The 25,028-nt window shown below is 62.6% G+C and carries 23 protein-coding genes; 19 read left to right on the forward strand and 4 right to left on the reverse strand.

The window, feature by feature from the left end:
- Positions 1 to 19: 19 nt before the first annotated feature.
- A complete protein-coding gene (locus tag MMAR10_RS07310; RefSeq protein WP_011643347.1) occupies positions 20 to 1,648 on the forward strand; it encodes a CTP synthase in 1,629 nt (542 codons plus the stop codon).
- A gap of 145 nt (positions 1,649 to 1,793) precedes the next feature.
- Here the strand turns inward: MMAR10_RS07310 and MMAR10_RS07315 are convergent, their stop codons facing one another.
- Positions 1,794 to 3,185: a pyridoxal phosphate-dependent decarboxylase family protein gene (locus MMAR10_RS07315; RefSeq protein ID WP_041636858.1), complete on the reverse strand. Its 1,392-nt coding sequence runs from the start codon at positions 3,183 to 3,185 to the stop codon at positions 1,794 to 1,796.
- A 136-nt stretch (positions 3,186 to 3,321) separates the two neighbouring features.
- Between MMAR10_RS07315 and MMAR10_RS07320 the strand changes: the two genes are divergently transcribed.
- The 12 genes from MMAR10_RS07320 (at position 3,322) to MMAR10_RS07375 (ending at position 14,404) form a co-directional block, all read left to right on the forward strand.
- A complete protein-coding gene (locus MMAR10_RS07320; protein WP_011643349.1) occupies positions 3,322 to 3,975 on the forward strand; it encodes a head GIN domain-containing protein in 654 nt (217 codons plus the stop codon).
- Positions 3,976 to 4,108: 133 nt separating this feature from the next.
- Positions 4,109 to 4,291: a 50S ribosomal protein L32 gene (gene rpmF / locus MMAR10_RS07325; protein ID WP_011643350.1), complete on the forward strand. Its 183-nt coding sequence runs from the start codon at positions 4,109 to 4,111 to the stop codon at positions 4,289 to 4,291.
- 185 nt (positions 4,292 to 4,476) lie between these two features.
- Positions 4,477 to 6,147 (forward strand): formate--tetrahydrofolate ligase, encoded by a 1,671-nt coding sequence (locus tag MMAR10_RS07330; RefSeq protein ID WP_011643351.1) that lies wholly within the window; start codon positions 4,477 to 4,479, stop codon positions 6,145 to 6,147.
- 147 nt (positions 6,148 to 6,294) lie between these two features.
- On the forward strand, positions 6,295 to 7,569 hold the full coding sequence (gene eno, locus MMAR10_RS07335; protein ID WP_041636860.1) for a phosphopyruvate hydratase: 1,275 nt from the start codon (positions 6,295 to 6,297) through the stop codon (positions 7,567 to 7,569).
- A gap of 290 nt (positions 7,570 to 7,859) precedes the next feature.
- Positions 7,860 to 8,165, forward strand: coding sequence for an FtsB family cell division protein (locus tag MMAR10_RS07340; protein WP_041636861.1), 306 nt, complete (start codon positions 7,860 to 7,862; stop codon positions 8,163 to 8,165).
- A 136-nt stretch (positions 8,166 to 8,301) separates the two neighbouring features.
- Positions 8,302 to 9,342: a pyruvate dehydrogenase (acetyl-transferring) E1 component subunit alpha gene (gene pdhA / locus MMAR10_RS07345; RefSeq protein WP_011643354.1), complete on the forward strand. Its 1,041-nt coding sequence runs from the start codon at positions 8,302 to 8,304 to the stop codon at positions 9,340 to 9,342.
- A gap of 2 nt (positions 9,343 to 9,344) precedes the next feature.
- Positions 9,345 to 9,755 (forward strand): hypothetical protein, encoded by a 411-nt coding sequence (locus MMAR10_RS07350; RefSeq protein WP_011643355.1) that lies wholly within the window; start codon positions 9,345 to 9,347, stop codon positions 9,753 to 9,755.
- Positions 9,748 to 10,230, forward strand: coding sequence for a DUF3291 domain-containing protein (locus tag MMAR10_RS07355; protein WP_011643356.1), 483 nt, complete (start codon positions 9,748 to 9,750; stop codon positions 10,228 to 10,230). The genes MMAR10_RS07350 and MMAR10_RS07355 overlap by 8 nt, the downstream gene beginning before the upstream one ends.
- The gene (locus tag MMAR10_RS07360; protein ID WP_011643357.1) at positions 10,220 to 11,590 is read left to right on the forward strand and encodes a pyruvate dehydrogenase complex E1 component subunit beta; all 1,371 of its coding nucleotides are present in this window, start codon (positions 10,220 to 10,222) and stop codon (positions 11,588 to 11,590) included. The genes MMAR10_RS07355 and MMAR10_RS07360 overlap by 11 nt, the downstream gene beginning before the upstream one ends.
- 4 nt (positions 11,591 to 11,594) lie before the next feature.
- Positions 11,595 to 12,014 carry a GFA family protein gene (locus MMAR10_RS07365; RefSeq protein WP_011643358.1) on the forward strand — a complete coding sequence of 140 codons (420 nt, stop codon included), beginning with the start codon at positions 11,595 to 11,597 and terminating at the stop codon, positions 12,012 to 12,014.
- A gap of 16 nt (positions 12,015 to 12,030) precedes the next feature.
- Positions 12,031 to 13,353 (forward strand): pyruvate dehydrogenase complex dihydrolipoamide acetyltransferase, encoded by a 1,323-nt coding sequence (locus MMAR10_RS07370; protein WP_011643359.1) that lies wholly within the window; start codon positions 12,031 to 12,033, stop codon positions 13,351 to 13,353.
- Between the two features lie 268 nt (positions 13,354 to 13,621).
- Positions 13,622 to 14,404, forward strand: coding sequence for an acyl-CoA thioesterase (locus tag MMAR10_RS07375; protein WP_011643360.1), 783 nt, complete (start codon positions 13,622 to 13,624; stop codon positions 14,402 to 14,404).
- Position 14,405: 1 nt separating this feature from the next.
- Here the strand turns inward: MMAR10_RS07375 and MMAR10_RS07380 are convergent, their stop codons facing one another.
- Positions 14,406 to 15,080 (reverse strand): 2OG-Fe(II) oxygenase, encoded by a 675-nt coding sequence (locus tag MMAR10_RS07380; protein ID WP_150099734.1) that lies wholly within the window; start codon positions 15,078 to 15,080, stop codon positions 14,406 to 14,408.
- Between the two features lie 55 nt (positions 15,081 to 15,135).
- Entirely contained in the window at positions 15,136 to 15,552 is a 417-nt protein-coding gene (locus MMAR10_RS07385) for an ACT domain-containing protein (RefSeq protein WP_011643362.1), read from the reverse strand.
- Between the two features lie 79 nt (positions 15,553 to 15,631).
- On the opposite strand from MMAR10_RS07385, the gene MMAR10_RS07390 reads away from it, so the two are divergent.
- From MMAR10_RS07390 to MMAR10_RS07400, 3 genes are all read left to right on the forward strand, one after another.
- Positions 15,632 to 16,003 (forward strand): cupin domain-containing protein, encoded by a 372-nt coding sequence (locus MMAR10_RS07390; protein WP_011643363.1) that lies wholly within the window; start codon positions 15,632 to 15,634, stop codon positions 16,001 to 16,003.
- A 125-nt stretch (positions 16,004 to 16,128) separates the two neighbouring features.
- Positions 16,129 to 17,529: a dihydrolipoyl dehydrogenase gene (gene lpdA / locus MMAR10_RS07395; protein WP_011643364.1), complete on the forward strand. Its 1,401-nt coding sequence runs from the start codon at positions 16,129 to 16,131 to the stop codon at positions 17,527 to 17,529.
- 84 nt (positions 17,530 to 17,613) lie between these two features.
- The gene (locus MMAR10_RS07400) at positions 17,614 to 18,276 is read left to right on the forward strand and encodes a hypothetical protein (RefSeq protein ID WP_011643365.1); all 663 of its coding nucleotides are present in this window, start codon (positions 17,614 to 17,616) and stop codon (positions 18,274 to 18,276) included.
- Between the two features lie 123 nt (positions 18,277 to 18,399).
- Here MMAR10_RS07400 and MMAR10_RS07405 read toward each other — a convergent pair whose 3' ends face one another.
- Positions 18,400 to 19,851: an AMP-binding protein gene (locus MMAR10_RS07405; protein WP_418904046.1), complete on the reverse strand. Its 1,452-nt coding sequence runs from the start codon at positions 19,849 to 19,851 to the stop codon at positions 18,400 to 18,402.
- A 472-nt stretch (positions 19,852 to 20,323) separates the two neighbouring features.
- On the opposite strand from MMAR10_RS07405, the gene MMAR10_RS07410 reads away from it, so the two are divergent.
- The 3 genes from MMAR10_RS07410 (at position 20,324) to MMAR10_RS07420 (ending at position 25,027) form a co-directional block, all read left to right on the forward strand.
- Complete coding sequence (locus MMAR10_RS07410) at positions 20,324 to 21,097, forward strand: hypothetical protein (protein WP_150099735.1); 774 nt, start codon at positions 20,324 to 20,326, stop codon at positions 21,095 to 21,097.
- Positions 21,098 to 21,161: 64 nt separating this feature from the next.
- Positions 21,162 to 22,475, forward strand: a complete 1,314-nt coding sequence (locus tag MMAR10_RS07415; protein WP_041636862.1) for a hypothetical protein — start codon at positions 21,162 to 21,164, stop codon at positions 22,473 to 22,475.
- Positions 22,476 to 22,591: 116 nt separating this feature from the next.
- Positions 22,592 to 25,027, forward strand: a complete 2,436-nt coding sequence (locus MMAR10_RS07420; RefSeq protein ID WP_011643369.1) for a M1 family metallopeptidase — start codon at positions 22,592 to 22,594, stop codon at positions 25,025 to 25,027.
- Position 25,028: the final 1 nt, after the last annotated feature.

Genomic DNA, 25,028 nt, shown 5'->3' on the forward strand with positions numbered 1-25,028 from the left:
TGGGATAATCAGACGGCCCATGCCGCGATATATCTTTATTACGGGCGGCGTGGTCTCCTCTTTGGGGAAGGGCCTCGCGTCAGCTGCCATCGGAGCCCTGCTTCAAGCGCGTGGATATAAAGTCCGCCTGCGCAAGCTGGACCCCTATCTCAACGTCGATCCGGGCACGATGTCGCCCTATCAGCATGGCGAATGCTATGTGACCGATGACGGGGCCGAAGCCGACCTCGACCTGGGTCACTATGAACGCTTCACGGGCGTTCCCGCCAGCCAGGCCGACAACATCACCACCGGACGCATCTATTCGCGCATCATCGAGCGCGAGCGACGTGGCGATTATCTCGGCGCGACCGTTCAGGTCATTCCGCACGTCACCGACCAGATCAAGCAATTCGTCCTGTCCGACGCCGGGGATGTCGACTTCGTCCTGTGCGAGATCGGCGGCACGGTCGGCGATATCGAGGGCCTGCCCTTCTTCGAGGCGATCCGTCAGCTCGGCCAGGAGCTGGGCGAGGGCAATGCGGTCTTCCTGCATGTCACCCTGCTGCCCTTCATCAAGGTCGCCGGCGAGATGAAGACCAAGCCGACCCAGCACTCGGTGAAAGAGCTGCGCTCGATCGGTATCCAGCCGGATATCCTCCTGTGCCGCTGCGAAATCCCGATCCCGCCCGGCGACAAGCGCAAGATCGGCCTGTTCTGCAACGTCAAGGAAAGCGCCGTCATCGAGGGCCGTGATGCGGCCTCGCTCTATGATGTGCCGCTGGAATACCATTCCCAGGGTCTCGACACCGAGATCCTGCGCTGCTTCGGCATTGACGATGCCCCGGCGCCGGACCTGTCACGCTGGCAGGGCATCTCCGAGACCATCGCCAACCCGGACGGCGAAGTGACGATCGGTGTGGTCGGCAAATATGTCGGCCTGCTCGACGCCTATAAATCCCTGATCGAAGCGCTGGCCCATGGCGGCATCGCCAATGGGGTGAAGGTCAAACTCAAATGGCTCGACAGTGAGCAGTTTGAAAAAGACGACCCGTTCGAACCGCTGGAAGACGTGCACGGCGTGCTCGTGCCGGGCGGCTTTGGCGAGCGCGGTGTCGAAGGCAAGATCGCCGCGGCGCGCTTTGCCCGTGAGCGCAAGGTGCCCTTCTTCGGGATTTGCTACGGCATGCAGATGGCGGTGCTGGAAGCGGCCCGCAATCTGGCCGGCGTCACAGATGCCGTCTCGACTGAATTCTCGGACACGGGCGAATCGGTGATCGGCCTTCTGACCGAATGGACCCGCGGCAATGAAGTCGAGACCCGCAAGGTCGGCGACGATATGGGCGGTACGATGCGCCTGGGCGCCTATCCGGCCGTTCTGAAAGATGGCTCCAAAGTCCGCGAGATCTATGGCCAGGCCCATATCGAAGAGCGCCACCGCCACCGCTATGAGGTCAATGTCGGCTACAAGGACAGGCTGGAAGCGTGCGGCCTGACCTTCTCCGGTCTCTCACCTGATGGCGTGCTGCCGGAAATCGTCGAGATCGAGGACCATCCCTGGTTCATCGGCGTACAATTCCACCCGGAACTCAAATCAAGGCCGTTCGAGCCGCACCCGCTGTTTGCGAGCTTTATTGCGGCAGCCCTGCACCAGAGCCGGATGGTTTAGGGGCCAGAACCTCTCGCCCTTGATTGTCATCTCTGCCGAATGTCCGGCGGAAGCCGGACGCAGGGCAGGGACCTAACTGCTCGCAATCACATAGGTCCCTGACTTTCGCCCGGCCTTCGCCGGGCGTCCATCAGGGATGACAAGGCTAGCCTTCGCCCCGCAACTCCCCGATCACCGCCACAGCCTCCATCACATCCGCCCGCGTGCAATCAAACTGCCCGACCTGGAGGCGGATCACATAGCGGCCCTCATGGCGCGTCTGGGTGAGATAGGTGCGGCCATCGCTGTTGATGCGTTCCAGCAGGTCTGCGGTGGCCTCATCGCCCGCTGTGCAGGCAAAGCTGAACAGGCTGAAGCGGGGCTCGGTGACAATCTCCAGGCCGGGCAGGTCACGGATGGCCTCGCAGGCCTCGTTGGACCAGGCGATATGATTGCGGATGCGGGTGCGCAGCCCCTCCAGCCCGTAGGCGCGGATCAGGAACCAGAGCTTGAGGGCGCGGAAACGGCGACCCAGCGGAATGGTCCATTCGGAATAATTGACCGCGTCATCCATGCCCGGCGTTTCCAAATAATCCGGGCGCAGGGTGAGGGATTTGAGCTGGTCGGTGGGATCGCGAAGGAATTGCACCGAGCAATCGAATTGGGCGCCGAGCCATTTGTGCGGGTTGAAGACGATGCTGTCGGCGCCCTCGGCACCCTCCCAGATATGGCGCAGTTCCGGACAGATCATCGCCGAGCCGGCCCACGCCGCATCGATATGGGTGTAGAGGCCCTCGGCCCGCGCGACCTCGATGATGGCCGCCACAGGGTCGCTGGCGCCGATGGCGGTGCCACCGACGCAGATCACGATGCCGGCGGGCAGGTGGCCAGCGGCGCGGTCAGCCCGGATGGCGGCGCGCAGGGCATCCGGGTCCATGCCGTAATCATCGGTGGTGGCGATCTTGACCAGATTGTCCTGACCGATGCCGGCTACCCAGCAGGCCTTGTCGACCGAGGAATGGGTCTGGGCCGAGGCATAAATGCGCGGTGCCTTTTCTCCCGCCAGACCCGAGCGGATGCCGCGCCAGTCCAGCGCCCGCTCACGCATGGTCATGACGGCGGAGAGGGTGGCCGAGGAGGCGCTGTCCTGGATGACGCCGCGCCAGCCATCGGGCAGGCCGAGCGCCTGGCGCAGCCAGTCGACCATGCGGGTTTCCATCTCGGTTGCCGCCGGCGAGGTTTGCCACAGCATGCATTGCGCCGCCATGGTCGAGACGAGCTGTTCGGCCAGGATCGAGGCCGGCGCCGCATTGGCCGGGAAATAGGCGAAGAAACGGGGATGCTGCCAATGGGTCATGGCATCCGGCACAATGCGTTCGAAATCGGCGAAGATCTCGGCCATGTCGGTGGCGTCTTCGGGCGGTGTGACGGGCAGGGCATTGAGCACGTCTGCGGGCCGTGTCGCCGGGCGGACCGGGCGCTCACGCAGGGTTTCGAGGTAGGTTTTCGACCAGTCGGCGATGCGCCGCGACCACAGGCCAAATTCTTCGAGCTTCATTATCATCCCCGGTGGCAGTCGCAGTTTTTTACATCGCCCGTGCATCTAAACCCATTGTCACACGCATCCTGTGAGCAAGACCGCTATCATGCGGCCACTGGATCAATCGGGATCATACGGGATCAAGGAGACTGCCATGCGCCATCACCGCTTCACCATCCTCGCCGGCACTGCCCTCGCGGCGCTGGCCCTCACCGCGCCGGGCCTGGCCCAGGACAGCGAGACCCGCGAGTTCGCCGGCTTCACGGCGATCGACGCCAATGGCGGTTATGAGCTGGTTGTGGTTCAGGGTGAGACCTTCTCGGTCGAGCTGGTCGGTGACGCCGATGATTTCGACGATATCGAAATCGAGGTCGAGCGCGGCACGCTTGAAATCGATCAGGATACGGGCTGGTTCTCGCGTCGCCACAGCCTGGATGTCGTCGTCCAGGTCACGATGCCGCTCATTGAGGAGCTGGACTTCGGGCGCGGGCTCAGCGCCGAGGTGTCCGGGATTGATTCCGAACAGCTGGACGTTGATGTCTCCACAGGCGCATCAGTCCGCCTGTCAGGCAGCTGCAACGCCCTCGAGATCGATGCCTCGACCGGGACATCGCTCAACGCCCGCAACCTGATCTGTGCCCGGGTCAATGTCGACGCCTCGACCGGGGCGTCAGTGTCGGCGCATGCCACAGAGGCCTCCGATGCCTCGGCCAGCATGGGCGCCTCGGTGCGCATTCACGGTAATCCGCCATCCCGCCATGCGAGCAGTTCGATGGGCGGATCGGTCAGCCATTCCGCCGGCGGCTGACATGATTGGCAGCGCGGCCTGCATCAGGCCGCGCGCCATGCTTGCACCGCGTTGATTAAGCCTGTATACGGCGCGGCTCGAAAGGATAGTGAAAGCTGTCCCGACCACTGATTCATAGCGCTGGAGAGGCTCAATGGCCGTCCCTAAAAGAAAAACGACGCCGAGCAAACGCGGCATGCGCCGGGCCCACGACGCCCTGTCGAGCCCGGTCTATATCGAAGACAAGGACAGCGGTGAACTGCGCCGTCCGCACCATGTCGACCTGAAGTCGGGCATGTATCGCGGTCGCCAGATCCTCGAGCCGAAGGACGACTGAGTCGTTTCCGGCTGACCGGGTTTCCCGGTCAACATAGCTGACAGGAAAACGCGCCAGGCCAATGCCAGGCGCGTTTTTCTTTGCGTGTTCTGTCCTGTTGCGCGGGATTTTGCGTGTTTTCTCCCGCCGCTTGCACAAGGCTGCAACTTGCCCAAACTGGCGGTCTCGTACCGACAGGGGATGACATGACCAGCGATATCGAAATCGCCCGCGCGGCGACGCTCAAGCCCATGGCCGCCATCGCGGCGCGGCTGGGGATACCGGATGAGGCCATCATTCCCTTCGGCCGTTCCAAGGCCAAGCTTTCGGGCGACTTCATTGCCACGCTCAAGGATCGCCCGCGCGGCAAGCTGATCCTCGTCACCGCAATCAGTCCGACCCCGGCGGGTGAGGGCAAGACCACGACCACGGTCGGCCTCGGCGATGGCCTGTCGCGGATCGGCAAAAAGGTCGCCATCTGTCTGCGTGAACCATCCCTGGGTCCCTGCTTCGGCATGAAGGGCGGGGCGGCCGGCGGCGGCATGGCCCAGGTCGTGCCGATGGAGGATATCAATCTCCATTTCACCGGCGATTTCCACGCCATCACCTCGGCCCACAACCTGCTCGCCGCGCTGATCGACAATCATGTCCATTGGGGCAATGAGCAGCAGATCGACAGTCGCCGCATCGCCTTGCGCCGTGTGCTCGACATGAATGACCGCTCGCTGCGCAATCTGGTCACCGGGCTGGGCGGTCCGGCGCACGGCACGCCGCGCGAGGGCGGTTTCGACATTACCGTGGCTTCCGAAGTCATGGCGATCCTGTGCCTGGCCCGTGACCTGGCGGATCTGGAAGAGCGTCTCGGCGACATCGTGATTGCCGAGCGGGCCGATCGCAGCCGGGTCACAGCCCGTGATATCGGTGCCGCCGGAGCGATGACGGTTCTCCTGAAGGACGCCTTCCAGCCCAATCTGGTTCAGACCCTGGAACACACGCCGACCTTCATCCATGGCGGTCCCTTCGCCAATATCGCCCATGGCTGCAACACGCTGGTCGCCACCGACACGGCGCTGCGCCTGGCCGACTATGTGGTCACCGAGGCCGGTTTCGGGGCGGATCTGGGGGCAGAGAAATTCTTCGACATCAAATGCCGAAAGGGAGGGCTCGAACCCTCCGCCGCTGTCCTGGTCGCCACGATCCGGGCGTTGAAAATGAATGGCGGGGTGCCGAAGGATCAGCTGGGCGCAGAGAATGTCGCCGCTGTCGAGGCCGGCTGCGCCAATCTCGGTCGTCATATCGAGAACCTGGCCAAATTCGGCGTGCCGGTGGTCGTCGCGATCAATCATTTCACCGCCGACAGCGAGGCGGAGGTCGCCGCGGTTGAGGCCTTTTGCGAAGCGCGCGGCGTGAAGGCCGTCCTGGCGACTCATTGGGCCGAGGGCGGGCAGGGCACGCAAAAGCTGGCCGAGGCCGTCAGCGAGCTTGTGGAGGGCGGATCGAGCCGGTTTGCGCCGCTCTATCCCGACGACATGCCCCTGGTCGACAAGATCGAGACCGTGGCCCAATCCATCTACCGCGCCGGATCGGTGGTGTTCGAACGTTCGGCCCGCCTGCAGCTGGAGCGCTGGCAGGAGGCGGGTTATGGGCATCTGCCCGTGTGCATGGCCAAGACGCAATATTCCTTCTCGGCCGATCCGGCCCTGACCGGGGCGCCTGAAGGCCATGAACTGCCCGTGCGCGAAGTCCGTCTCTCGGCAGGCGCCGGTTTCGTGGTGGCGGTCTGCGGCGCGATCATGACCATGCCCGGACTGCCGCGTAAGCCGGCAGCGCTGGATATTCACCTCAATGCTGAGGGTGAGGTTGAAGGGTTGTTCTAGGCCGGGCTTTTGCGCCAACCGTGCCATTAACCGCACTTATTTCGGGTGTTCGCGGTAACACGGCGGATTCCCCGCACTGGCGGGCTTGCGTATGGGCCAGCCTTGGTTATGAAGCGCCCAACGCGCCCTTACCTTGAAGAGAGTCCCATGACCGCCATCACCGACATCATCGCTCGCGAAATCCTCGACAGCCGCGGTAATCCGACGGTCGAAGTCGATGTTTTGCTGGAAGACGGCTCCTTCGGTCGCGCCGCGGTGCCGTCGGGTGCCTCGACCGGTGCCCACGAGGCCGTCGAGATGCGTGACGGCGGTGAGCGTTATGGCGGCAAGGGTGTCCTGAAAGCCTGCGATCTGGTCGAGGGCGAGATTTTCGAAGCCATTGCCGGCATGGACGCTGAAGACCAGCGTCGCATCGACGAGGCGATGATCGAGCTGGATGGCACCGCCAACAAGTCCCGCCTGGGCGCCAATGCGATGCTGGGCGTGTCGCTGGCGGCTGCCCATGCCGCGGCTGACGTGCAGGGCCTGCCGCTCTATCGCTATATTGGCGGCATGAATGCCCGCGTCCTGCCGACGCCGATGATGAATATCATCAATGGCGGCGCCCATGCCGACAATCCGATCGACTTCCAGGAATTCATGATCATGCCGGTCGGCCTGCCCAGCTTCTCCGAAGCCCTGCGCTGCGGTGCCGAGGTCTTCCATGCCCTCAAATCGCGCCTGAAAGCCGATGGCCTGAACACCAATGTCGGCGATGAGGGCGGTTTCGCGCCGCATCTTCGCTCGGCCGAACAGGCGCTCGACGTGATCATGGATGCCATCGAGGCGGCCGGCTACAAGCCGGGCGAGGATGTCGCCCTGGCGCTCGATGTCGCTTCAACGGAATTCTACAAGGACGGCCAGTACGTTCTGGAAGGCGCCGATGAGAGCCATGATGCCGAGGGCTTCTCGCAATATCTGGAAAAGCTGGTCAATAAATACCCGATTGTCTCGATCGAGGACGGTATGGCCGAGGATGACTGGGATGGCTGGCGTGCGCTGACACAGCGCCTGGATGGTCGCTGCCAGCTGGTCGGCGACGACCTCTTCGTCACCAATCCGGAACGCCTGGCAAAGGGTATCGAGACCGGGGCCGCCAACGCGATCCTCGTCAAGGTCAACCAGATCGGCACCCTGTCGGAGACCCTCGACGCTGTCGATATGGCCCTGCGTTCGGGCTATGGCGCCGTGATGAGCCACCGCTCGGGCGAGACCGAGGACGCGACCATCGCCGACCTCGCCGTTGCCACCAATTGCGGACAGATCAAGACCGGTTCGCTGGCCCGCTCCGACCGCACCGCCAAATACAACCAGCTGCTGCGAATCGAGAGCCTGCTGGGCGAAACCGGCATGTTCGCCGGACCGTCCGGTCTGGCCAGCTAGGGTTAAGCGGCACGTTTCAATTTTTTGTCATCCCTGATGGACGCCCCGTGCAGGCGGGGCGAAAGTCAGGGACCTATGTGCCTGCAACCAGTTAGATCCCCGTCGTGCGTCCGGCCTTCGCCGGACATCCCACGGGGATGACAAAACGGGGCCACCCAGCCTCATTCCGGCCCAATCCCTTACCCAGACCTGAATCCCGGATTCACGACTCCTAAAGTGTGATCGTGTTGAATCACGCTTGCAGAAGAACACGGTGCAAAAGCGCCGGTCTCAACGAGGGTGTACGGGTTTTGGACGCGATCAAGCGCTTTTCCACAACAGCATTGCTGACCGTTGCGATAGCCTATTTCGGCTATCACGCGCTGACGGGCGAGCAGGGTGTGTTGAACTGGATCGTGGTCGAGACCGAAATCAGCGAAGCCGAGGCCGAGTTGGCCCTGGCCGTTGCCGAGCGTGAATCCCTCGAGGTCACAGCCGCCCGCTTGCGTTCCGACAGCCTTGATCTCGACTATGTCGAGGAGCGGGCCCGCGACATACTCAACGTCGCCCATCCGCGCGAATTCATCGTCGAGCTCGATACCGAAGACCGTCGCTGAGATCAGGCGTCACTCCTTTGGCGCATTCCCCCTTTGCTTGAATTACCGCTTCGCGCTTGCCCGTGCAGTGCGTCATCTGCTATGCGGCAATAGACGTCAGATGGGAGCGCGAACAATATATTTCGCGTGCGAATAAATGACCAGCAAGCGTACCAGCAAGACCGCCGCGTCCAAGTCGGCCGCCAAGAAGCCCACCACAGTTGCTCCCGGTACAGCCGGAAAAGACGAGCTGCTTCAGTATTATCGCGACATGCTGATGATGCGCCGCTTCGAGGAAAAGGCCGGCCAGCTCTATGGCATGGGCCTGATCGCCGGCTTCTGTCACCTCTATATCGGCCAGGAGGCGGTCGTCACCGGTATCCAGGCGGCGCTCGAAGAGGGCGACCAGGTGATCACCGGCTATCGGGACCACGCTCACATGCTGGCCTGCGGCATGGACCCCAAGGGCGTCATGGCCGAGCTGACCGGTCGCGAGGGCGGCTATTCGCGCGGCAAGGGCGGCTCCATGCACATGTTCTCCCGCGAGAAACAATTCTATGGCGGTCACGGCATTGTCGGCGCCCAGGTGGCGCTCGGCACGGGCCTTGGCTTTGCCGACTGGTACAAGGGCAATGGCAAGCTCTCGGTCGCCTATTTCGGCGACGGCGCGGCCAATCAGGGCCAGGTCTATGAGAGCTTCAACATGGCCAAGCTGTGGAACCTGCCGGTCATCTATGTGATCGAGAACAATCAGTACGCCATGGGCACTTCGGTCAAGCGCGCCTCTTCGGAAACGGCGCTGCATAAGCGCGGCATCTCCTTCGGCATTCCCGGCGAAGAAGTCGACGGCATGGATGTCGAAGCGGTCAAGCGCGCGGCCGAAAAAGCCGTCAAGCACGCCCGCGGCGGCAATGGCCCCTATATCCTGGAAATGAAGACCTACCGCTATCGCGGCCACTCCATGTCCGATCCGGCCAAATACCGCACCCGCGAGGAAGTCGACGACATCCGCTCGCACCATGACCCGATCGATCTGATCAAGAAGCGTCTGGTCGAAGGCGGCCACGCAACCGAAGACGAGCTCAAGGCGCTCGACAAGGATGTGAAAGCCATCGTCAACGAGGCCGCCCAGTTCGCCAAGGACAGCCCGGAGCCGGATCCGTCCGAGCTGTATACCGACGTGCTGGTGGAGGTCTGATCATGACACCGCAAGTGAAACACTTCCTCGACAATTGGCACCAGGCCGTGCGTGAACGCGATGCCGAGCGTCTGTCCTCGATCATCGCTGAAGGCTGCGAACTGCATTCGCCGGTGGTGTGGAAGCCGTCAGCCGACAAGCATTACCTGCTGCACATCCTGATGGGCGTGATCACGGTGGTCGAAGGCTTCGACTATCGTCAGGAATGGGTCAGCGGCAATGATCTCATCCTCGAATTCACCGGCACGGTGGAGGGCAAGGGCCTGGTCGGCATCGACAAGATCACCCTCAATGATGAGGGCCAGATGGTGCGTATCGAAGTGTTGATCCGCCCGATGAACACGCTGATGGAATTCGCCGGAAAGATGCGCGAGCACGCGCTGCGCTACAAACCCGAGGCGGCCAATGGCTAGGCATCTGGCGCAATTGAATATTGCCTGGATGCGCGGGAGTATCGACGATCCGGTGATGGCCGATTTCGTCGGTGCGATCGACAGCGTGCACAAGCTTGCCGGGCGCTCGCCCGGTTTTGTCCGGATTGTGCCGGACAATGGCTATCAGCCCTGGGGTGACCCCAAGGCCCTGCCCAACCTCACCGTCTGGGAGGACATAAACAGCCTCCGCGACTTCACCTACCGCTCGGCGCACGGAAACCTGTTTTCCAAGCGCGACAAATGGTTCGTGTCGCCCGGACGTGCCCACATGGCGCTCTGGTGGTTCGACGACACAGGTGACGGGCCGGATTATGATGACGCCATCCGGCGTCTCGACCATTTGCAGCAAAACGGGCCATCCCCGGAGGCGTTCACCTTCGGCCAGCCCTACGATGTCGATGGGGTGCCGCTGGGCATGCCATCGGAAAACAGGATGAAAACCGATGTCGATTGAGATTCTCATGCCGGCCCTGTCTCCCACGATGGAAGAGGGCACGCTTGCCAAGTGGAATATCAAGGAAGGCGACACCGTCGAGAGCGGTGACGTGATTGCCGAGATCGAAACCGACAAGGCGACAATGGAAGTCGAAGCGGTCGAGGAGGGCGTCGTCGCCAAACTCCTGGTCGCTGAAGGCACCGAGAATGTGAAGGTCAATTCGCCCATCGCCATCCTGGCCGAGGACGGCGAGGACGCCAGCTCAGTGGACGCGCCCAAAGCCGCAGCACCGGCTGAAGCTGCACCGGTCGCGACTGCGGACTCGGAACCGGCTGCCGTCTCGGCGCCTGTTGTCGCCGCACCGGCTGATCCGGATATTCCGGCCGGTACCGGCATGGTCTCCACCACGGTCCGCGACGCGCTGCGTGATGCGATGGCCGAGGAGATGCGCCGCGATGACACCGTCTTCGTGATGGGTGAGGAAGTCGCCGAATACCAGGGCGCCTACAAGGTCACCCGTGGCCTGCTGGACGAGTTCGGTCCCAAGCGCGTCGTCGACACGCCGATCACCGAGCACGGCTTTGCCGGCCTGGGTGTCGGCGCGGCCTTCAACGGGCTGCGTCCGGTCGTTGAATTCATGACCTTCAACTTCGCCATGCAGGCCATCGACCACATCATCAATTCCGCCGCCAAGACGCTCTACATGTCCGGCGGCCAGATGGGCTGCCCGATCGTTTTCCGTGGTCCCAACGGCGCAGCCAGCCGCGTCGGCGCCCAGCACTCCCACGATTATTCCTCCTGGTATGCCAATGTGCCGGGCCTGAAAGTCATCGCGCCCTATGACGCCGCCGACGCCAAGGGCCTGCTGAAAGCCGCCATCCGCGATCCCAACCCGGTCGTCTTCCTTGAGCATGAGCTGATCTATGGCGAGAGCTTTGATGTGCCGGACGTGGAAGACTGGGTCCTGCCGATCGGCAAGGCCAAAATCCGTCGCACGGGTTCTGACGTCACCATCACCGCGCATTCCCGCATGGTGGGTTACGCGCTTGAGGCTGCCGAGATCCTGGCCGGCGAGGGCATCGACGCCGAGGTGATCGATCTGCGCACCTTGCGTCCGCTCGACACCGACACGGTGGTGGAATCAGTGAAGAAAACCAATCGCATCGTCTGCGCCGAAGAGGGCTGGGGCCGCATGGGTGTCGGCGCCGAGATCGCCGCCGTCGTCACCGCCGAGGCCTTCGACTATCTCGACGCCCCGCCCGCCCGCGTCCACCAGAAAGACGTCCCGCTGCCCTATGCCGGCAATCTGGAAAAACTCTCCCTGCCGGGCGTGGATGATATCGTGAAGGCGGTGAAAGCCGTCTGCTACGCGGAGTAGGCTGATGGCATCTCCGGATAAATCCTGGCGCCACGGTGAGTGTCATTGCGGCGAGGTCGGCTTTGCCGTGAACTTGCCGGACAGTGTCGTCGCCCTGTCGTGCAATTGCTCGATCTGCGCCAAGACCGGCTTTATTCATCTCATCGTCGAAAAAGACGATTTCAAGATCGAACGCGGCGCGGAGAGCCTGACCACCTATACATTCGGCACGCATGAGGCCAAGCACCTCTTCTGCTCCAAATGCGGCGTGAAGAGCTTCTATGTGCCGCGCTCGCATCCCGATGGCTGGAGCGTCAATCTGCGCGCGCTCGACGCCGATGCCGATCTCCAGCTGCGCTTCGAGGAATTCGACGGCGCGAACTGGGAAAAGAACGTCTCCAAGATCAACCCCGAACTGGCCCAACCGGGCGCCAATGACGCCTGAGGCGAGGACTGAAACCATGTCGATAGAAATCCTGATGCCCGCCCTGTCGCCCACCATGGAAGAGGGCACGCTCGCCAAATGGCACGTCAAGGAAGGCGATGTCGTGGAAAGCGGCATGGTCCTGGCCGAGATCGAGACCGACAAGGCGACGATGGAAGTCGAAGCCGTCGATGAAGGCACGGTCGGCAAGATCCTGGTCGAGGACGGCACTGAGGGCGTCAAGGTCAACGCCGTGATCGCCATCCTTCTCGAAGAGGGTGAGACGGAAGTGTCTGCCCCGACGCCTGCGGCGCCGGCCCCCTCCGTCAGCTCCGCTGACACCTCCCCCGCAAGCGGTGGAGAAAAATCCGAGCTTGTTTCTGCCCCCGCGAGCGGGGGAAGTGGCTCCGCCAAAGGCGGAGACGAAGGGGGCGCCGCCAAGGGCGGCGATAACCGCATCAAGGCCAGCCCGCTGGCCAAGCGCATCGCCGCCGACAAGGGTCTGGATCTCAAAACCATTGACGGATCAGGTCCCTATGGCCGGATCGTCAAGCGCGATGTCGAGAACGCCCAACCGTCTGCCGCGACCTCTGCCAGCGCCAGCGAAGCGCCGGCCGCCGCACCGGTCGACATGGATGATCCGCTCAAGGCCTATGGCATTGCCCGCGATCGCTATGACGTCGAGAAGGCCGACGGGATCACCAAGATCTCCGCCAAGCGCCTGTCGGAAAGCTTCCGTGACATCCCGCATTTCCCGCTGACGGTCGATTGCCGCATCGACGCGTTGATGGATTTCCGCAAGCGCATCAATGCCGCCGCCGAGAAGGATGGCGACAAGGTCTCGGTCAATGACATCCTGATCAAGGCGTCAGGCCTGGCGCTGAAGAAGGTACCCGCGGCCAACTCGTCCTGGATTGAGGGCGGCATGATCGCCCGCCACAAGCACGCCGATGTCTCCATGGCCGTGGCCATTGAAGGCGGGCTGATCACGCCGATCATCGCCGATGCGGATCAAAAGGGTCTGGTCGAGATCTCGCGCCAGTCCAAGGATCTCGCCACGCGCGCCCGCGATCGCAAGCTGAAGCCGGAAGAATTCCAGGGCGGCACTTTCTCCCTGTCCAATCTGGGCATGTTCGGTATCGACAGCTTCGCCTCCATCATCAATCCACCCCAGGGCATGATCCTGTCGGTCGGGGCTGGAGAGCAGCGCCCGGTCGTCAAGGACGGCGCCCTGGCCATTGCCATGGTGATGACGGTGACGCTGACCTGCGACCACCGTGTCGTCGACGGTGCCACAGGCGCGAAATGGCTGCAGGCCTTCAAGACCTATGTCGAAGACCCGATGACGATGCTGATGTAGGGGGCCGATGTAGGGCGGTGAGACCGGCCTCGGCCGGTACCAGTCAGCCCGTATCAAACCGGCGCTCTGCGCGGTTGGAGACATTGTTCTCTTGGCAGCCAGCGGGCCTCAGCGCGTTTCTTCAGTCAAGGGCGCCGAAGGCGCCGCGCTGCGGGCATGCCCCTTGACTGAAGAAACGCGCTGAGGCGTCGTCTCGGCAAGCGATCAATGGGCGGGTGTGCGCAAGCGCCGGTCGTCAGAAATCACCGACAAAGTGAGGCCTTCTCCCATGACCCAGCCCCGCCATCTCGCCGAAATCCGCCATACCGATCTCGTCTTCCCGGACCAGAGCAATCACCAGGGCTCTTATTTTGGTGGCGCGGCGATGGCGGAGATGGACAAGATCGCCTTTCTGGTCGCGGCCCGTCACGCCCGGCGGCCCTTCGTGACCGCTTCCTGTGACAAGCTGGATTTCGTGGCACCGGTCCATGTCGGCAATCTGATCGAGTTGACCGGGCAGGTGCGCATGGTCGGCCGCACCTCGCTCATCGTCGATGTCGAACTGGCGGCGGAAGACCTGACCACCGGCGCGCGTCATGTGTGCACGCGCGGCGCCTTCACCATGGTCGCCGCGGACCGCAAGACCAATCCTGACCGATTGCCGCCATCGCCCGACGCAGCGCCGAATTTCGCGCCCAGCCCGCCAGCCTATGCGCGCACGCTGCAACTCGTCTTTCCGGGCGACACCAATCATCTCGGTCAGCTGTTTGGCGGCAATGCCATGTCGATCATGGGCAAGGCCGCCTATATCGCCGCCTCGCGCCATACGCGTTTCGATGTCGGCATGGCGGCCACTGACAAAATCGACTTCATCGCGCCGACGCTTGAAGGCGAAATGCTGGATGTCATCGCCGAGGTCACCAAGGTGGGGCGGACCTCCATGACCGTCAGTGTCCTGGCCGAAGCCGAAAACCTGATGACCGGCGAGCGCCGCAAGGTCGGCACGGCGGATTATGTCATGGTCGCCCTGGATGATGAGGGCCGACCGACCCCGGCCGGGCCTCTGGGATAGTCTAGGGTGCGATCGGCAGGGCCCGCACCTGCAGCGCCGGCGCCAGGCCTCGATCATTGCAGCGATGCCAGCCGGCAATCGAGAAGCGCTCGCGGTGCGACACTGTCACTTCGTGCGGGATTTCTTCGGACAGGAAGAGGACCAACGTGCCGAATTCCGGACGCAGCTCGGTGATGACGTCATCGTCCTCGCCATAGATCCGCAAATGACCGCCATCGCCCTCGCGCCAGTGCGGATTGAGATAGAGCACGGTCGAGAGGACACGGTTGCGCGCGCCGCGAAAACTGTCGAGATGGCGTTTGTAGAAAGCGCCGGCCTCATAGACCGCGAAATGCGCTTCGAAGGCGAACAGTCCCAGCATCAGGCGGGCATTGACCTCCCGGCGCAGGGTCTCCGCGAAGGCCAGCCAGGCGGTCTGTCCCGGCGTTGATCCGTCGAGCCATTTCGTCTTGTCGCGACGGACGCGGGCGATCAGCTCATGATCATCGGCGCGGCCAATGCCGGCCGGGGTCAGGGCATCCTCCTGCCACAGCGCCTCGGCCTCCCGGCGCAGGGCGGCCAGCATGTCGGTATCGGTCAGGCGCACCGCGACATATCCGGGGCCTGCGAGGGCGTCGCAGACGGTGTCCATGTCGAGGGCGGGCAGGCCGGTCAGGCCCGATGGGATGAGGCTCAAACGCGTGGGTCCGATCAATCAGGGTGCGCGCTGGTACGCCCGGCGGCCTGCGCGGTCAATCGAATTCGCGCCCGCTGGCACGGGCCAGCGCCTTCAGTGCGGCGAGGGCGTCACCGAGCCGGTCTTCGGGCACAAAGACATGGTCGTGGAAATAGCCAGCCACCGGATTGCAGCCGATCCCCTCGGCTGCCAGCACCGCGGCGACCCGGGCGATGAAGCCGACCGCTTCGAGCGAGGAGTGGATCGCCAGCGTGATCCGGCGACACGGGAAGATGGGCTCAAGTCCCGCCGCGAGGGCGTCATCGAAGGGCAGGATCAAGGTGACACCCTCGGCCTCGACAAAACGCATCAAGGCCTGTCCGGCAATCGGGTCCAGGCGGGCAGCCGGGCCGGTCACAAAACCATAGCGGATCGGGTCCGGCTCGGGCCGCAGGCCGGCCAACAGGACGTTCAGATCACTGATACCGGCCATTTCGGAGCGCTCCCGCTTGCCACTAGAATCGATGCACTAGAGGACAATGAATAACGAGTCGCACGAGGGGAACGGACAAATGACGGTAGACGTGATCTCACTGGTGGAGAAGCACAGCCAGTTTGACGAGCCCTGGTCACCCAAGCGGATCGCCAAGCTGGACAATTACGAGGTCAAGCTGGCCAAGGGCGAGGGCAGTTTTGACTGGCATTGCCACGAGGATGAGGACGAGCTCTTCTTCATCAGCCAGGGCATTCTGAGGATCGAGATCGAGGGACAGGACCCGGTCCTGCTGGGGCCGGGCGAGCTGTGCGTGATCCCCAAGGGCGTGCGCCACCGCCCCGTCACCCAGACTGAAACCGTCCATATATTGCTGATCGAGAAGGCCGGCGTGACCAATACCGGTGACAATCCCGACAGCGACCTGACCCAGGAACTTGTTGACCTGTAGACCGGCCCACCGCCGCCTTCACCGTCAGGGTTTTCGTGTCCGGCATTGATCTGCACGGGGGCAACTGCTATCCCGCGAACAGACTGTACGCATCTGTTTCGCATGCAAAATAAATGAGGATGGCCATGAGCGCAGGCGCTTTCGACGTGATCGTGATCGGTGGAGGCCCCGGTGGCTATGTGGCAGCGATCCGCGCCGCGCAGCTGGGTTTCAAGACGGCCGTCGTGGAGCGCGACAATCTCGGTGGCATCTGCCTCAACTGGGGCTGTATCCCGACCAAGGCGCTGCTGCGTTCGGCCGAAGTCTACCACCTCATGCAGAACGCGGCTGATTTCGGTCTCTCGGCCGAGAAGATCGGCTTCGACATCGAGGCTATCGTGCAGCGCTCCCGCAAGGTCTCGTCGCGCCTGACTGGCGGCATCGGCATGCTGATGAAGAAGCACAAGATCACGGTGATTGAAGGCTCAGCCGCGCTGGACAGGGGCAAGGATGCCCCCACGGTCGTCGTCGGCAAGGACCGCTACACCGCCAAGCATGTCATCCTGGCCACCGGCGCCCGTGCCCGCACCATCCCGCAGGCCGGCCTCGAACCGGATGGCGACAAGATCTGGACCTATCGCGAGGCCATGGTGCCGACCGAAATGCCCAAATCCCTGCTGGTCATCGGTTCCGGCGCCATCGGTATCGAGTTCGCCAGCTTCTACCGCACAATGGGTGCCGAGGTGACGGTGGTCGAGATGATGGACCGCGTCCTGCCGGTCGAAGACGAGGAAATCTCGGCCTTCGCGGCCAAGAGCTTCAAGAAACAGGGCCTGAAGCTGAAGGTTTCGGCCCAGGTCGAGAAGCTGGAGAAGACGGCCAAAACTGTGAAGGTCCACGTCAAGGACGCCAAGGGCAAGGTCGAGATTGTCGAGGTCGAGAAAGTCATCATGGCTGTCGGCATTGCCGCCAATATCGAGAATATGGGCCTGGAAGCGCTGGGCGTGAAGATTGATCGCGGCCATGTGGTCAATGACGGTTTCGGGCGTACCAATGTCAAAGGCCTCTACGCCATTGGCGATGTCGCCGGTCCGCCCTGGCTGGCGCACAAGGCGTCGCACGAAGGCGTTGTCTGCATCGAGAAAATCGCCGGCGAGAATGTCCACGCCTTCGAGACCGGCAATATCCCGGGCTGTACCTATTGCCATCCGCAGATCGCCTCTGTCGGCCTGACCGAGGCCAAGGCCAAGGCCGCCGGACATGAGATCAAGGTCGGCCGCTTTCCCTTTGTCGGCAATGGCAAGGCGATCGCGCTGGGTGATGACCAGGGCCTGGTCAAAACCGTCTTTGATGCCAAGACGGGTGAACTCCTGGGCGCCCATATGGTCGGCCCGGAAGTGACCGAGATGATCCAGGGCTATGTCGTCGGGCGGCAGCTGGAGACCACAGAGGCGGAACTCATGCACACGGTTTTCCCGCATCCGACCCTGTCGGAAATGATGCATGAAAGCGTTCTCGACGCCTACGGACGCGCCCTCCACATTTGAGTGAATGCAGAAAGCTGAGGCGACTGCATCCGTTTCTGCGATGCCGCGCATCCAAGGGTCAAACCAGACCCTTGCGAGGATGCCATGCTGACCCGATCCCTTCTTTGTGCCACCGCCGCCTTCGCCCTGAGCGCCTGCACCTATTCGGTGTCGGGCCATGGCGATAATCGCTCGGTCGAGTCCGCCGGTCTCGTCGCCTCGCGCGACGTCGATGTGCCGGGCGACGCCGAATTCTCCGGCATGTTTGTCGGAGCGGATGGCGATGTTGGTGGCGATCTCGACCTGGCCGGTGCCAGTGTCCGGTCCAGTGCCCATGTCGGTGGCAATCTTACCGCCGCCGGCGGCCGTGTCCGCTTTACCGGCGAAGTGGCCGGCGATGCCGAAATCGACGCAGGGACCGGCTATGTTGATGCCATCATTCGCGGCGACGCCGTGATCGCCGCCGGGCGCATCACGCTGGATGGCCGCATCGATGGCGCTCTGGAAATGGATGGTGGCCGCATGATCCTGCGGGCCGATATCGCCGGACCGGTCCAGATCCGCGGTCAGGGCCGTGATGACAGCCGCAATGGGCGCGTCGATCTCGCCGGGCGACTGCGCCAGGGCGGCCTGATCTGTGCGGCCGAAGTCAATATCCGCCGCGCTGCCCGTATCGAAGGCGATTTGCGGATCATTTCCGACAATCGACCCGATGGCGTTGGCTTCACCTTTGAAGCCCTGGCCGGACGGGATTGCGACCGGGTCTGAGCGCCGCTCTCCGGGCCCGCTTCTGCCTTTCGGGGTCTGCACATCACGCTTCCTGCGCGGAAGCCAGCCAGCCCAAGCCCCCTTGTCCCGGCTGGATGTGTCAGACCCCGGAAACCCCCGGACCTACTCGGCCGGTTCTGCGACCGGCGCTTCGGTCTCGGCCATCAGGGCCTCGACCGTTTTCTGGACCGAGCCGTAATCGGTCTTGCCGGTCCCCAGCACCGGGATCGAATCGACCTTGATGATCTTGCGCGGGATGGCGAGTTCGGAAATGCCGTGATTGCGGGCAAAGGCGACCAGGTCACCCCGGTCGGCCTTGTCGTAATCGGTCAGCAAAATGACCTGCTCGCCCTTGCGCTTGTCCGGGATCGCGGCGGCGGCATGCATGTTGTCGGGCCACAGCGAGGTGGCGCAGTTTTCGACCACGGCCAGTGAGACCATCTCGCCACCCAGCTTGGCGAAACGCTTCACCCTCCCGCGGATCGAGATGAAACCCTCATCATCAATCGAGACGATATCGCCGGTATCGTGCCAGCCATCGGCCGGCGCCTCCAGTTCCAGCGGTGCTGTCGGCCGGATATAGCCCTTCATGATGTTCGGGCCCTTGATGTGCAGTTGCCCGCCATCATTGATGCCCGGTACCGGGACCAGGCGCGCTTCACAACCGGGCATGATCTGGCCGACGGTGCCGGGGCGGTTATTGTCCGGCTGGTTGACCGAGAACACCGGTGCGGCTTCGGTCAGGCCATAGCCTTCCACGATTTCCAGATTGAAACGGCGGCGCAGCGAGGAGCGCGTCTCGTCCTTCACCCGCTCGGCACCGCAGACGGCCATGCGCAGCGAGGACAGGTCGTCGGCTCCAGCGGCCCGCGCATACTGGTTCATGAAGGTATCGGTCGCGAACAGGATGGTCGCCTTGGTCTCGGCGATCCGCTTGACGATGGTCTTGGCCTGCAGGGGCGTGGGATGGCAGATCGCCGGCACACCCAGGCCCAGCGGCACCAGCACACCGCCGGTCAGTCCAAAGCAATGGAATGTGGGCAGGGGGTTGAACAGGACGTCCGTGGGCAGAATGCGGATATGGTCACGGACCTGCTCGACATTGGCCAACAGGTTGGAATGGCTGAGAACAACGCCCTTGGGATCACCTTCGGTCCCTGAGGTGAACAGATAGACCGCCGGGCTGTCCGGGTCCGGATGGGCACGCACCAGGAAGGGAGCCACCATGCCGACCGCGGCAGCAATCTTGTCCATGATCGACAGGTTCTCGCGGACATCCTCGAGATAGATCAGCTCGTGATCTTCCTTGAGGGTTGCCTCCAGCTCTTCCAGCTCGCCGAGTTCGATGAAGCGACGGGCCGTGACAATCCGCTTGGCCTTGCAGGCCCGGCAGGCTGCCTTGAGGGCCCGTTCGCCAGCGGTGAAGTTCAGCATCGCCGGGACACGGCCATAGGCCGACACCGCATAGAAGGAGATGATGGCGCCGACCCCGGTGGGCAGAAGAACACCGACAGCCTCGCCAGGCTCGGTACCGGCCTTGAGGGCATGGCCCAGGGCGAACACGGCCTTGGTCAGGTCGCCAAAGGACAGTTCGCGCCCGTCCGCATCGACGGCGGCCAGCTTCTTGCTGCCATACCGCCGTTTTGAATCAAGCAGGGCAGCGAAGACGGATTTGCGGATCCGTTTGAGGTTGAAGTCACCGCCGGAATAAACCTGACCGTCGGTCGGCACGGCGGTATCGGTCGGCAAGGCGGTGTCGGCCGGAATCGCTCCGGCGGCTGTAGTGTCAGCCATGAAATCCTCCCATCGGCATCCTTGTAGGGCGGATGCTCGTTTGACCGTCGATATTACGCGCGGCTGACGCATAGGGAAGGGGGAGGAATGATTCACATCCATCCGGCTCTCATGACATCGCGATTTACGGAAATAATTTATCGAAAAACGAAAAAACCGGTTGATATCGATTTTCGATAATGTATGCTCCGATTCAACGTTGGGGAGCGTTTGACCGGGTCTTCCAATGGCCCTGACTGGAACGGAGACTTACATGCAAAAGGTCCTGCTGGCCGCTACGGCCCTGACCATGGCTCTTGTCACTTCGGGCTGCGTGATTGTCGTGGCTGACGAAGGTGACGCCAAGATGATGCGTGGCAACAGCACTCGAACCGCCGACGGCTATGTCGTGCTGGATCGCGACGGTGACTACACACGCCTGGCCGGTGATGTGAAGCTGCGTGGCCGTAATGGCGGCGACCTCAGCCTTGTCGCGGGCGATGTTGATATCGACGATCTCGATATCGGCGGGGATGCGTCAATTGTCGGCGGTGACATCAATTTTTCCGGCCGGGTTGGCCGCGAAGCGTCCATTACAGGCGGCGAGATCAATTTTTCGGCCGAAGTGGGCGACGAACTCAATCTTGCTGGCGGCGAAATCGAGTTTTCAGGCCGGGTGCATGGCGAAGCGTCGATGGCAGCTGGCGAAATGGTGTTGGCCGGATGGTTTGGCGACAGCCTGCACGCTGAAGCCGACGAAATCCGGTTTACCGGAGAGGCGCGCGGTCCCGTCAAGCTGGTTGCCGCTGACGAGTTGCGCAATTCCCGTCGCAACAATCAGCGCGGCCTGATCGAGATCGACGGCACGCTGGCCGGTGGTGGTGAAATCTGTGCGATTTCGGTCGCCTTCGCCGAAGGTAGCCGTGTCGGCTCAGGCGTGACCGTTTGGGCCGAGAGCGCACCGAGCGTGGCGTCTGGCGCCCAGGTGTCCGGGCTCGACTACCGCCCACGCAACGGTCGCGACTGCGACGACCTGATTGACGACTGATCGAGGGCGGCCCAGTTTTTTTCATCCTTCACCTGACCGCCGGGGGGCGCAGGGAGATATGTCAATGAACACGAACACGATGAAGACGTGGAAGATGGCGAAGACGTGGATGATGGCCGGGGGGCTGGCCATTTCCCTTTTCGCAGGCAATGCGTCTGCCCAGATCATTGGTGGCGAGGTCGACGTCGACGGCAGCCGCCATGATGTTGTTTTCCTCGGCGGAGAAATGGACGTTCGCGGCCAGGTCGAAGGCGATATCAAGGGCATTGCCGGCAGTATCCGCGTCGATGCGGATGTGACCGGATCGGTGCAGCTGGTTGGCGGTGAGGTCAGTGTCTCCGGCACAATCGGCAATGATCTTGATCTGGCCGGTGGCGAGATCGACTCTGATGCCAATGTTGGCGGCGATGCCAATTTTGCCGGCGGCGAATCACGAATTTCCGGCACCATTGCGGGATTCCTCAATGCGGCCTCGGGCCATGTCGAGATCGGCAGCCAGGTCGGCAGCGACGCCAAGCTGGCCGGCGGATATATTTCAACGACCTCCTCCAGCCGCATCAATGGTGAAGCGGAGATCGTCGGCGGAGAGGTCCACCTGCGCGGGCAGATTGACGGTCGTGCTGATGTGGAGGGCGGCGAAATCCACCTGTCCGGTGTGTTTCTGGACGATGTCGAGATCATGGCCGAGGAGGTCTATATCCTGGAAGGCACGCGCGTGACCGGTACGCTGACCATTCGCTCGCCGCAGGCGCCGGTTGTTGCCGACGGCGCGACCTTCGGTGCCTATGACTATGAGTATTCCGAGTTCAATTTCGGTGCGGAAGACTGGGAAGATGTCGATTTCGATTTCGATTTCTTCCCGTCAATGGCCGTGTTCGGCCTGTTCATTCCGGGCGCCGCCTTTTTGTTGGCCGCCCTGTCCCTGCTGATCGCTCCGGGCGGGACCCGTGCGATCACCCGTAAATTCCGCGAGCAGCCGGTCGTCAGTGGCTTCCTGGGCTTCATCGGCTTTGCCCTGTCGCCCGTCATCCTGGTCATCCTGACCGTGCTGCTGGCGATCACGGTGATCGGTGTCCTGCTGATCCCGATCATGTGGGTTATTTTCTGGCCCTTCATGCTGTTGTGCATGGGTTTTGGCGCCATCGCGATTGGCGACATGATCTTCAACCGCCGTCCGGACGAAAAATCGCTCGGCCTCGGCATGCGACTGGTCTCCTCCTTCGTGGTGATTGCGGTCTTCGCGGCGCTGGGATCGGTCACCGTGCTAGGCTTCTTCGCCGGGTTCACCCTGCTCTTCATTGGCTTTGGAGCCTGGATGCTGTCGCTCGGCAAGCGACGGGATCGTGGCGCCATTCCGGCTCCGGGCCAGGCGGTCTAGTCACTCCCCGGGCCGGCCGTATCATGACAATACGGTAAGCCAGGGGTGACCCGACCGGAGGTGCGCGCTAATTCTCTCCCTGAACACAGCCCAGTAAACGGGGTAACGGGGAAATTATGCGCACCATCACAATGATTGCCTTGGCGACGGCAACCGCGACCTTCAACGTCGCGGTTGCCCAGCCAGTCCAGCAGACCGTCAATGACTGGCAGGACGCCTTCCGTCAGCTTGAGGACGAGGACTGGCCGTCACCGAACCGCGAACGCCGCGCTACCGGCGCGCCGGGTCCGGACTATTGGCAGCAACAGGTCGATTACGACATCGATATCCGCCTCGATGAAGAGGCCCGTCATCTCTACGGCACCGAGACGGTCACCTACACCAACAACGCCCCCGACACGCTCGATTTCCTGTGGTTCCTGCTCGACCAGAACCGTTTCCGGCCCGATTCCATGGCTGTGATGACCGAGACGGTTGGCGGTGGCGGACGCTCGGCCGGACGCGCCGGCGGCTCATTCCCGGACGGGATTTCGGCGTCGGCGATGCGGCGTCGCCAGATGATCGAGGCTGACGGCTATGGCTTCAACATCACCGGCGTCACCGATGCCGATGGCGAGCCGATGGACTTCACAATTGTCGATACGCTGCTCCGCCTTGATCTCGACGATGATCTGAATACCGGCGATAGCGTCACTTTCACGATCGAGTGGGATTACCGCCTGGTCGAGACCCAGGTAATTGGCGGTCGGGCCGGTTGGGAATGCTTCGAGGAGACCGAGGATACCGGCGGCGATTGTATCTACCAGATCGCCCAGTGGTTCCCGCGCGCCGCTGTGTTCTCTGACTATGAGGGCTGGCACAACAAGGCATTCCTTGGCCGCGGTGAGTTCGCCCTTGAATTCGGCGATTACGACGTCTCGATCCGGGTACCGCAGGACTTTATCGTCTCGGCGACCGGCGTGCTTCAAAACCCCGACGAGGTCCTGACCGAGCCGCAGCGTGACCGCCTTGAAGAGGCGCGGACTGCCGACGAGCCGGTCTTCATTGTCACCCCGGCCGAAGCCCGCGCCAATGAGCGCCGGGGCACCCGGTCCATGGCGACCTGGGAATTCCGGGCCGAGAATGTCCGCGATTTTGCCTGGGCCGGCTCGCGCAAATTCATCTGGGACGCGGTTGGCGTCGAGCAGGACGGGCGTGGTGATGCGCCTGACCTGGTCATGGCGATGTCCTTCTACCCCAATGAGAGCGAGCCGCTCTGGTCGACCTTCTCGACGCGCGCTGTCGAGCACACGCTGGACGTCTATAACGAGTTTGCCTTCCCCTATCCCTATCCGGTCGCGCAATCGATTGCCGGTCCCCAGGGCGGGATGGAATACCCTATGATCACCTTCAATGGCGGTTCCTATGGCCGTCCGATGGTCGATGATGACGGCAATCTGAGCTATTCACTCGGCTCCAAGCGCGGCCTGATCGGCGTGATCATTCACGAAATCGGCCACATCTATTTCCCGATGGTGGTCAATACCGACGAGCGCCAGTGGACCTGGATGGACGAAGGGATCAACACCTTCCTGCAATTCCAGGCCGAGCAGCAATGGGAAGAGGGGTTCCGCTCCCGACGCGGCGATCCCGACCTGATCTCAGCCTATATGGCATCGAGCAATCAGATGCCGATCATGACCCAGTCGGATTCCATCGTCCAGTTTGGCTCCAACGCCTATGGCAAGCCGGCCACGGCTCTGGTCGTGCTGCGCGAGACGATCCTGGGCCGGGAACTCTTCGACGATGCCTTCCGCGCCTATTCCGAGCGCTGGCGTTTCCGGCGTCCGACGCCCTATGACTTCTTCCGCACCATGGAAGAGGTCTCCGGTGTCGATCTCGACTGGTTCTGGCGTGGCTGGTTCTATTCTACCGACCATGTCGACATCTCGCTCGACCGGGTGATCGAAGGCAGGTTCGATACCGAGGATCCGGCCATTGAAAGCTTGCTGGAGCGGGCCGACGATACCGAATTCCGCGAAAACCTCACCCCGCAGCGCAATGCGGCTGAGGGGATCGTGACCTATGCCGACCGCAACCCGGAAGTTCAGGATTTCTACTCGGCCAATGACCCGTTCACGGTCACCGAGCGCGAGCGGGAAGCCTATGAGTCCGCGCGCGAGCGGATGGAAGACTGGGAAGCGGAGATCCTCGAAAGCGGGACACGCGTCTACTATCTCGACTTCACCAATGAGGGCGGGGTGATCATGCCGATCATCCTGGAATTCACCTTCGCCGACGGCACGACCGATCTCGTCCGCATCCCGGCTGAAGTCTGGCGTTATGATCCGCGCAATGTGACCTGGACCTATGTCACCGATCGCCAGGTCGTCTCGGTCGAGCTCGACCCGCTGCGCGAGACCGCCGATGCCGACCGCACCGACAACTACTATCCGCCGCGCATCGAACCGTCCCGTCTCGAGCTCTATCGTTCGTCCAGCAATCCATCGAGCATGATGGATGATCTGGACCTGCGAGTGACCCGTGACAGTGTCCGCACGCGTCCGGAATAAG

Origin of the sequence: Maricaulis maris MCS10 (assembly GCF_000014745.1) — a bacterium.
Taxonomy (GTDB): domain Bacteria; phylum Pseudomonadota; class Alphaproteobacteria; order Caulobacterales; family Maricaulaceae; genus Maricaulis; species Maricaulis maris_A.

Coding starts and splice junctions, on each gene's coding strand:
- MMAR10_RS07310 (WP_011643347.1), top strand. CDS start 20: ATGCCGCGATATATCTTTATTACGGGCGGCGTGGTCTCCTCTTTGGGG.
- MMAR10_RS07315 (WP_041636858.1), bottom strand. CDS start 3,185: ATGAAGCTCGAAGAATTTGGCCTGTGGTCGCGGCGCATCGCCGACTGG.
- MMAR10_RS07320 (WP_011643349.1), top strand. CDS start 3,322: ATGCGCCATCACCGCTTCACCATCCTCGCCGGCACTGCCCTCGCGGCG.
- rpmF (WP_011643350.1), top strand. CDS start 4,109: ATGGCCGTCCCTAAAAGAAAAACGACGCCGAGCAAACGCGGCATGCGC.
- MMAR10_RS07330 (WP_011643351.1), top strand. CDS start 4,477: ATGACCAGCGATATCGAAATCGCCCGCGCGGCGACGCTCAAGCCCATG.
- eno (WP_041636860.1), top strand. CDS start 6,295: ATGACCGCCATCACCGACATCATCGCTCGCGAAATCCTCGACAGCCGC.
- pdhA (WP_011643354.1), top strand. CDS start 8,302: ATGACCAGCAAGCGTACCAGCAAGACCGCCGCGTCCAAGTCGGCCGCC.
- MMAR10_RS07350 (WP_011643355.1), top strand. CDS start 9,345: ATGACACCGCAAGTGAAACACTTCCTCGACAATTGGCACCAGGCCGTG.
- MMAR10_RS07355 (WP_011643356.1), top strand. CDS start 9,748: ATGGCTAGGCATCTGGCGCAATTGAATATTGCCTGGATGCGCGGGAGT.
- MMAR10_RS07360 (WP_011643357.1), top strand. CDS start 10,220: ATGTCGATTGAGATTCTCATGCCGGCCCTGTCTCCCACGATGGAAGAG.
- MMAR10_RS07365 (WP_011643358.1), top strand. CDS start 11,595: ATGGCATCTCCGGATAAATCCTGGCGCCACGGTGAGTGTCATTGCGGC.
- MMAR10_RS07370 (WP_011643359.1), top strand. CDS start 12,031: ATGTCGATAGAAATCCTGATGCCCGCCCTGTCGCCCACCATGGAAGAG.
- MMAR10_RS07375 (WP_011643360.1), top strand. CDS start 13,622: ATGACCCAGCCCCGCCATCTCGCCGAAATCCGCCATACCGATCTCGTC.
- MMAR10_RS07385 (WP_011643362.1), bottom strand. CDS start 15,552: ATGGCCGGTATCAGTGATCTGAACGTCCTGTTGGCCGGCCTGCGGCCC.
- MMAR10_RS07390 (WP_011643363.1), top strand. CDS start 15,632: ATGACGGTAGACGTGATCTCACTGGTGGAGAAGCACAGCCAGTTTGAC.
- lpdA (WP_011643364.1), top strand. CDS start 16,129: ATGAGCGCAGGCGCTTTCGACGTGATCGTGATCGGTGGAGGCCCCGGT.
- MMAR10_RS07400 (WP_011643365.1), top strand. CDS start 17,614: ATGCTGACCCGATCCCTTCTTTGTGCCACCGCCGCCTTCGCCCTGAGC.
- MMAR10_RS07410 (WP_150099735.1), top strand. CDS start 20,324: ATGCAAAAGGTCCTGCTGGCCGCTACGGCCCTGACCATGGCTCTTGTC.
- MMAR10_RS07415 (WP_041636862.1), top strand. CDS start 21,162: ATGAACACGAACACGATGAAGACGTGGAAGATGGCGAAGACGTGGATG.
- MMAR10_RS07420 (WP_011643369.1), top strand. CDS start 22,592: ATGCGCACCATCACAATGATTGCCTTGGCGACGGCAACCGCGACCTTC.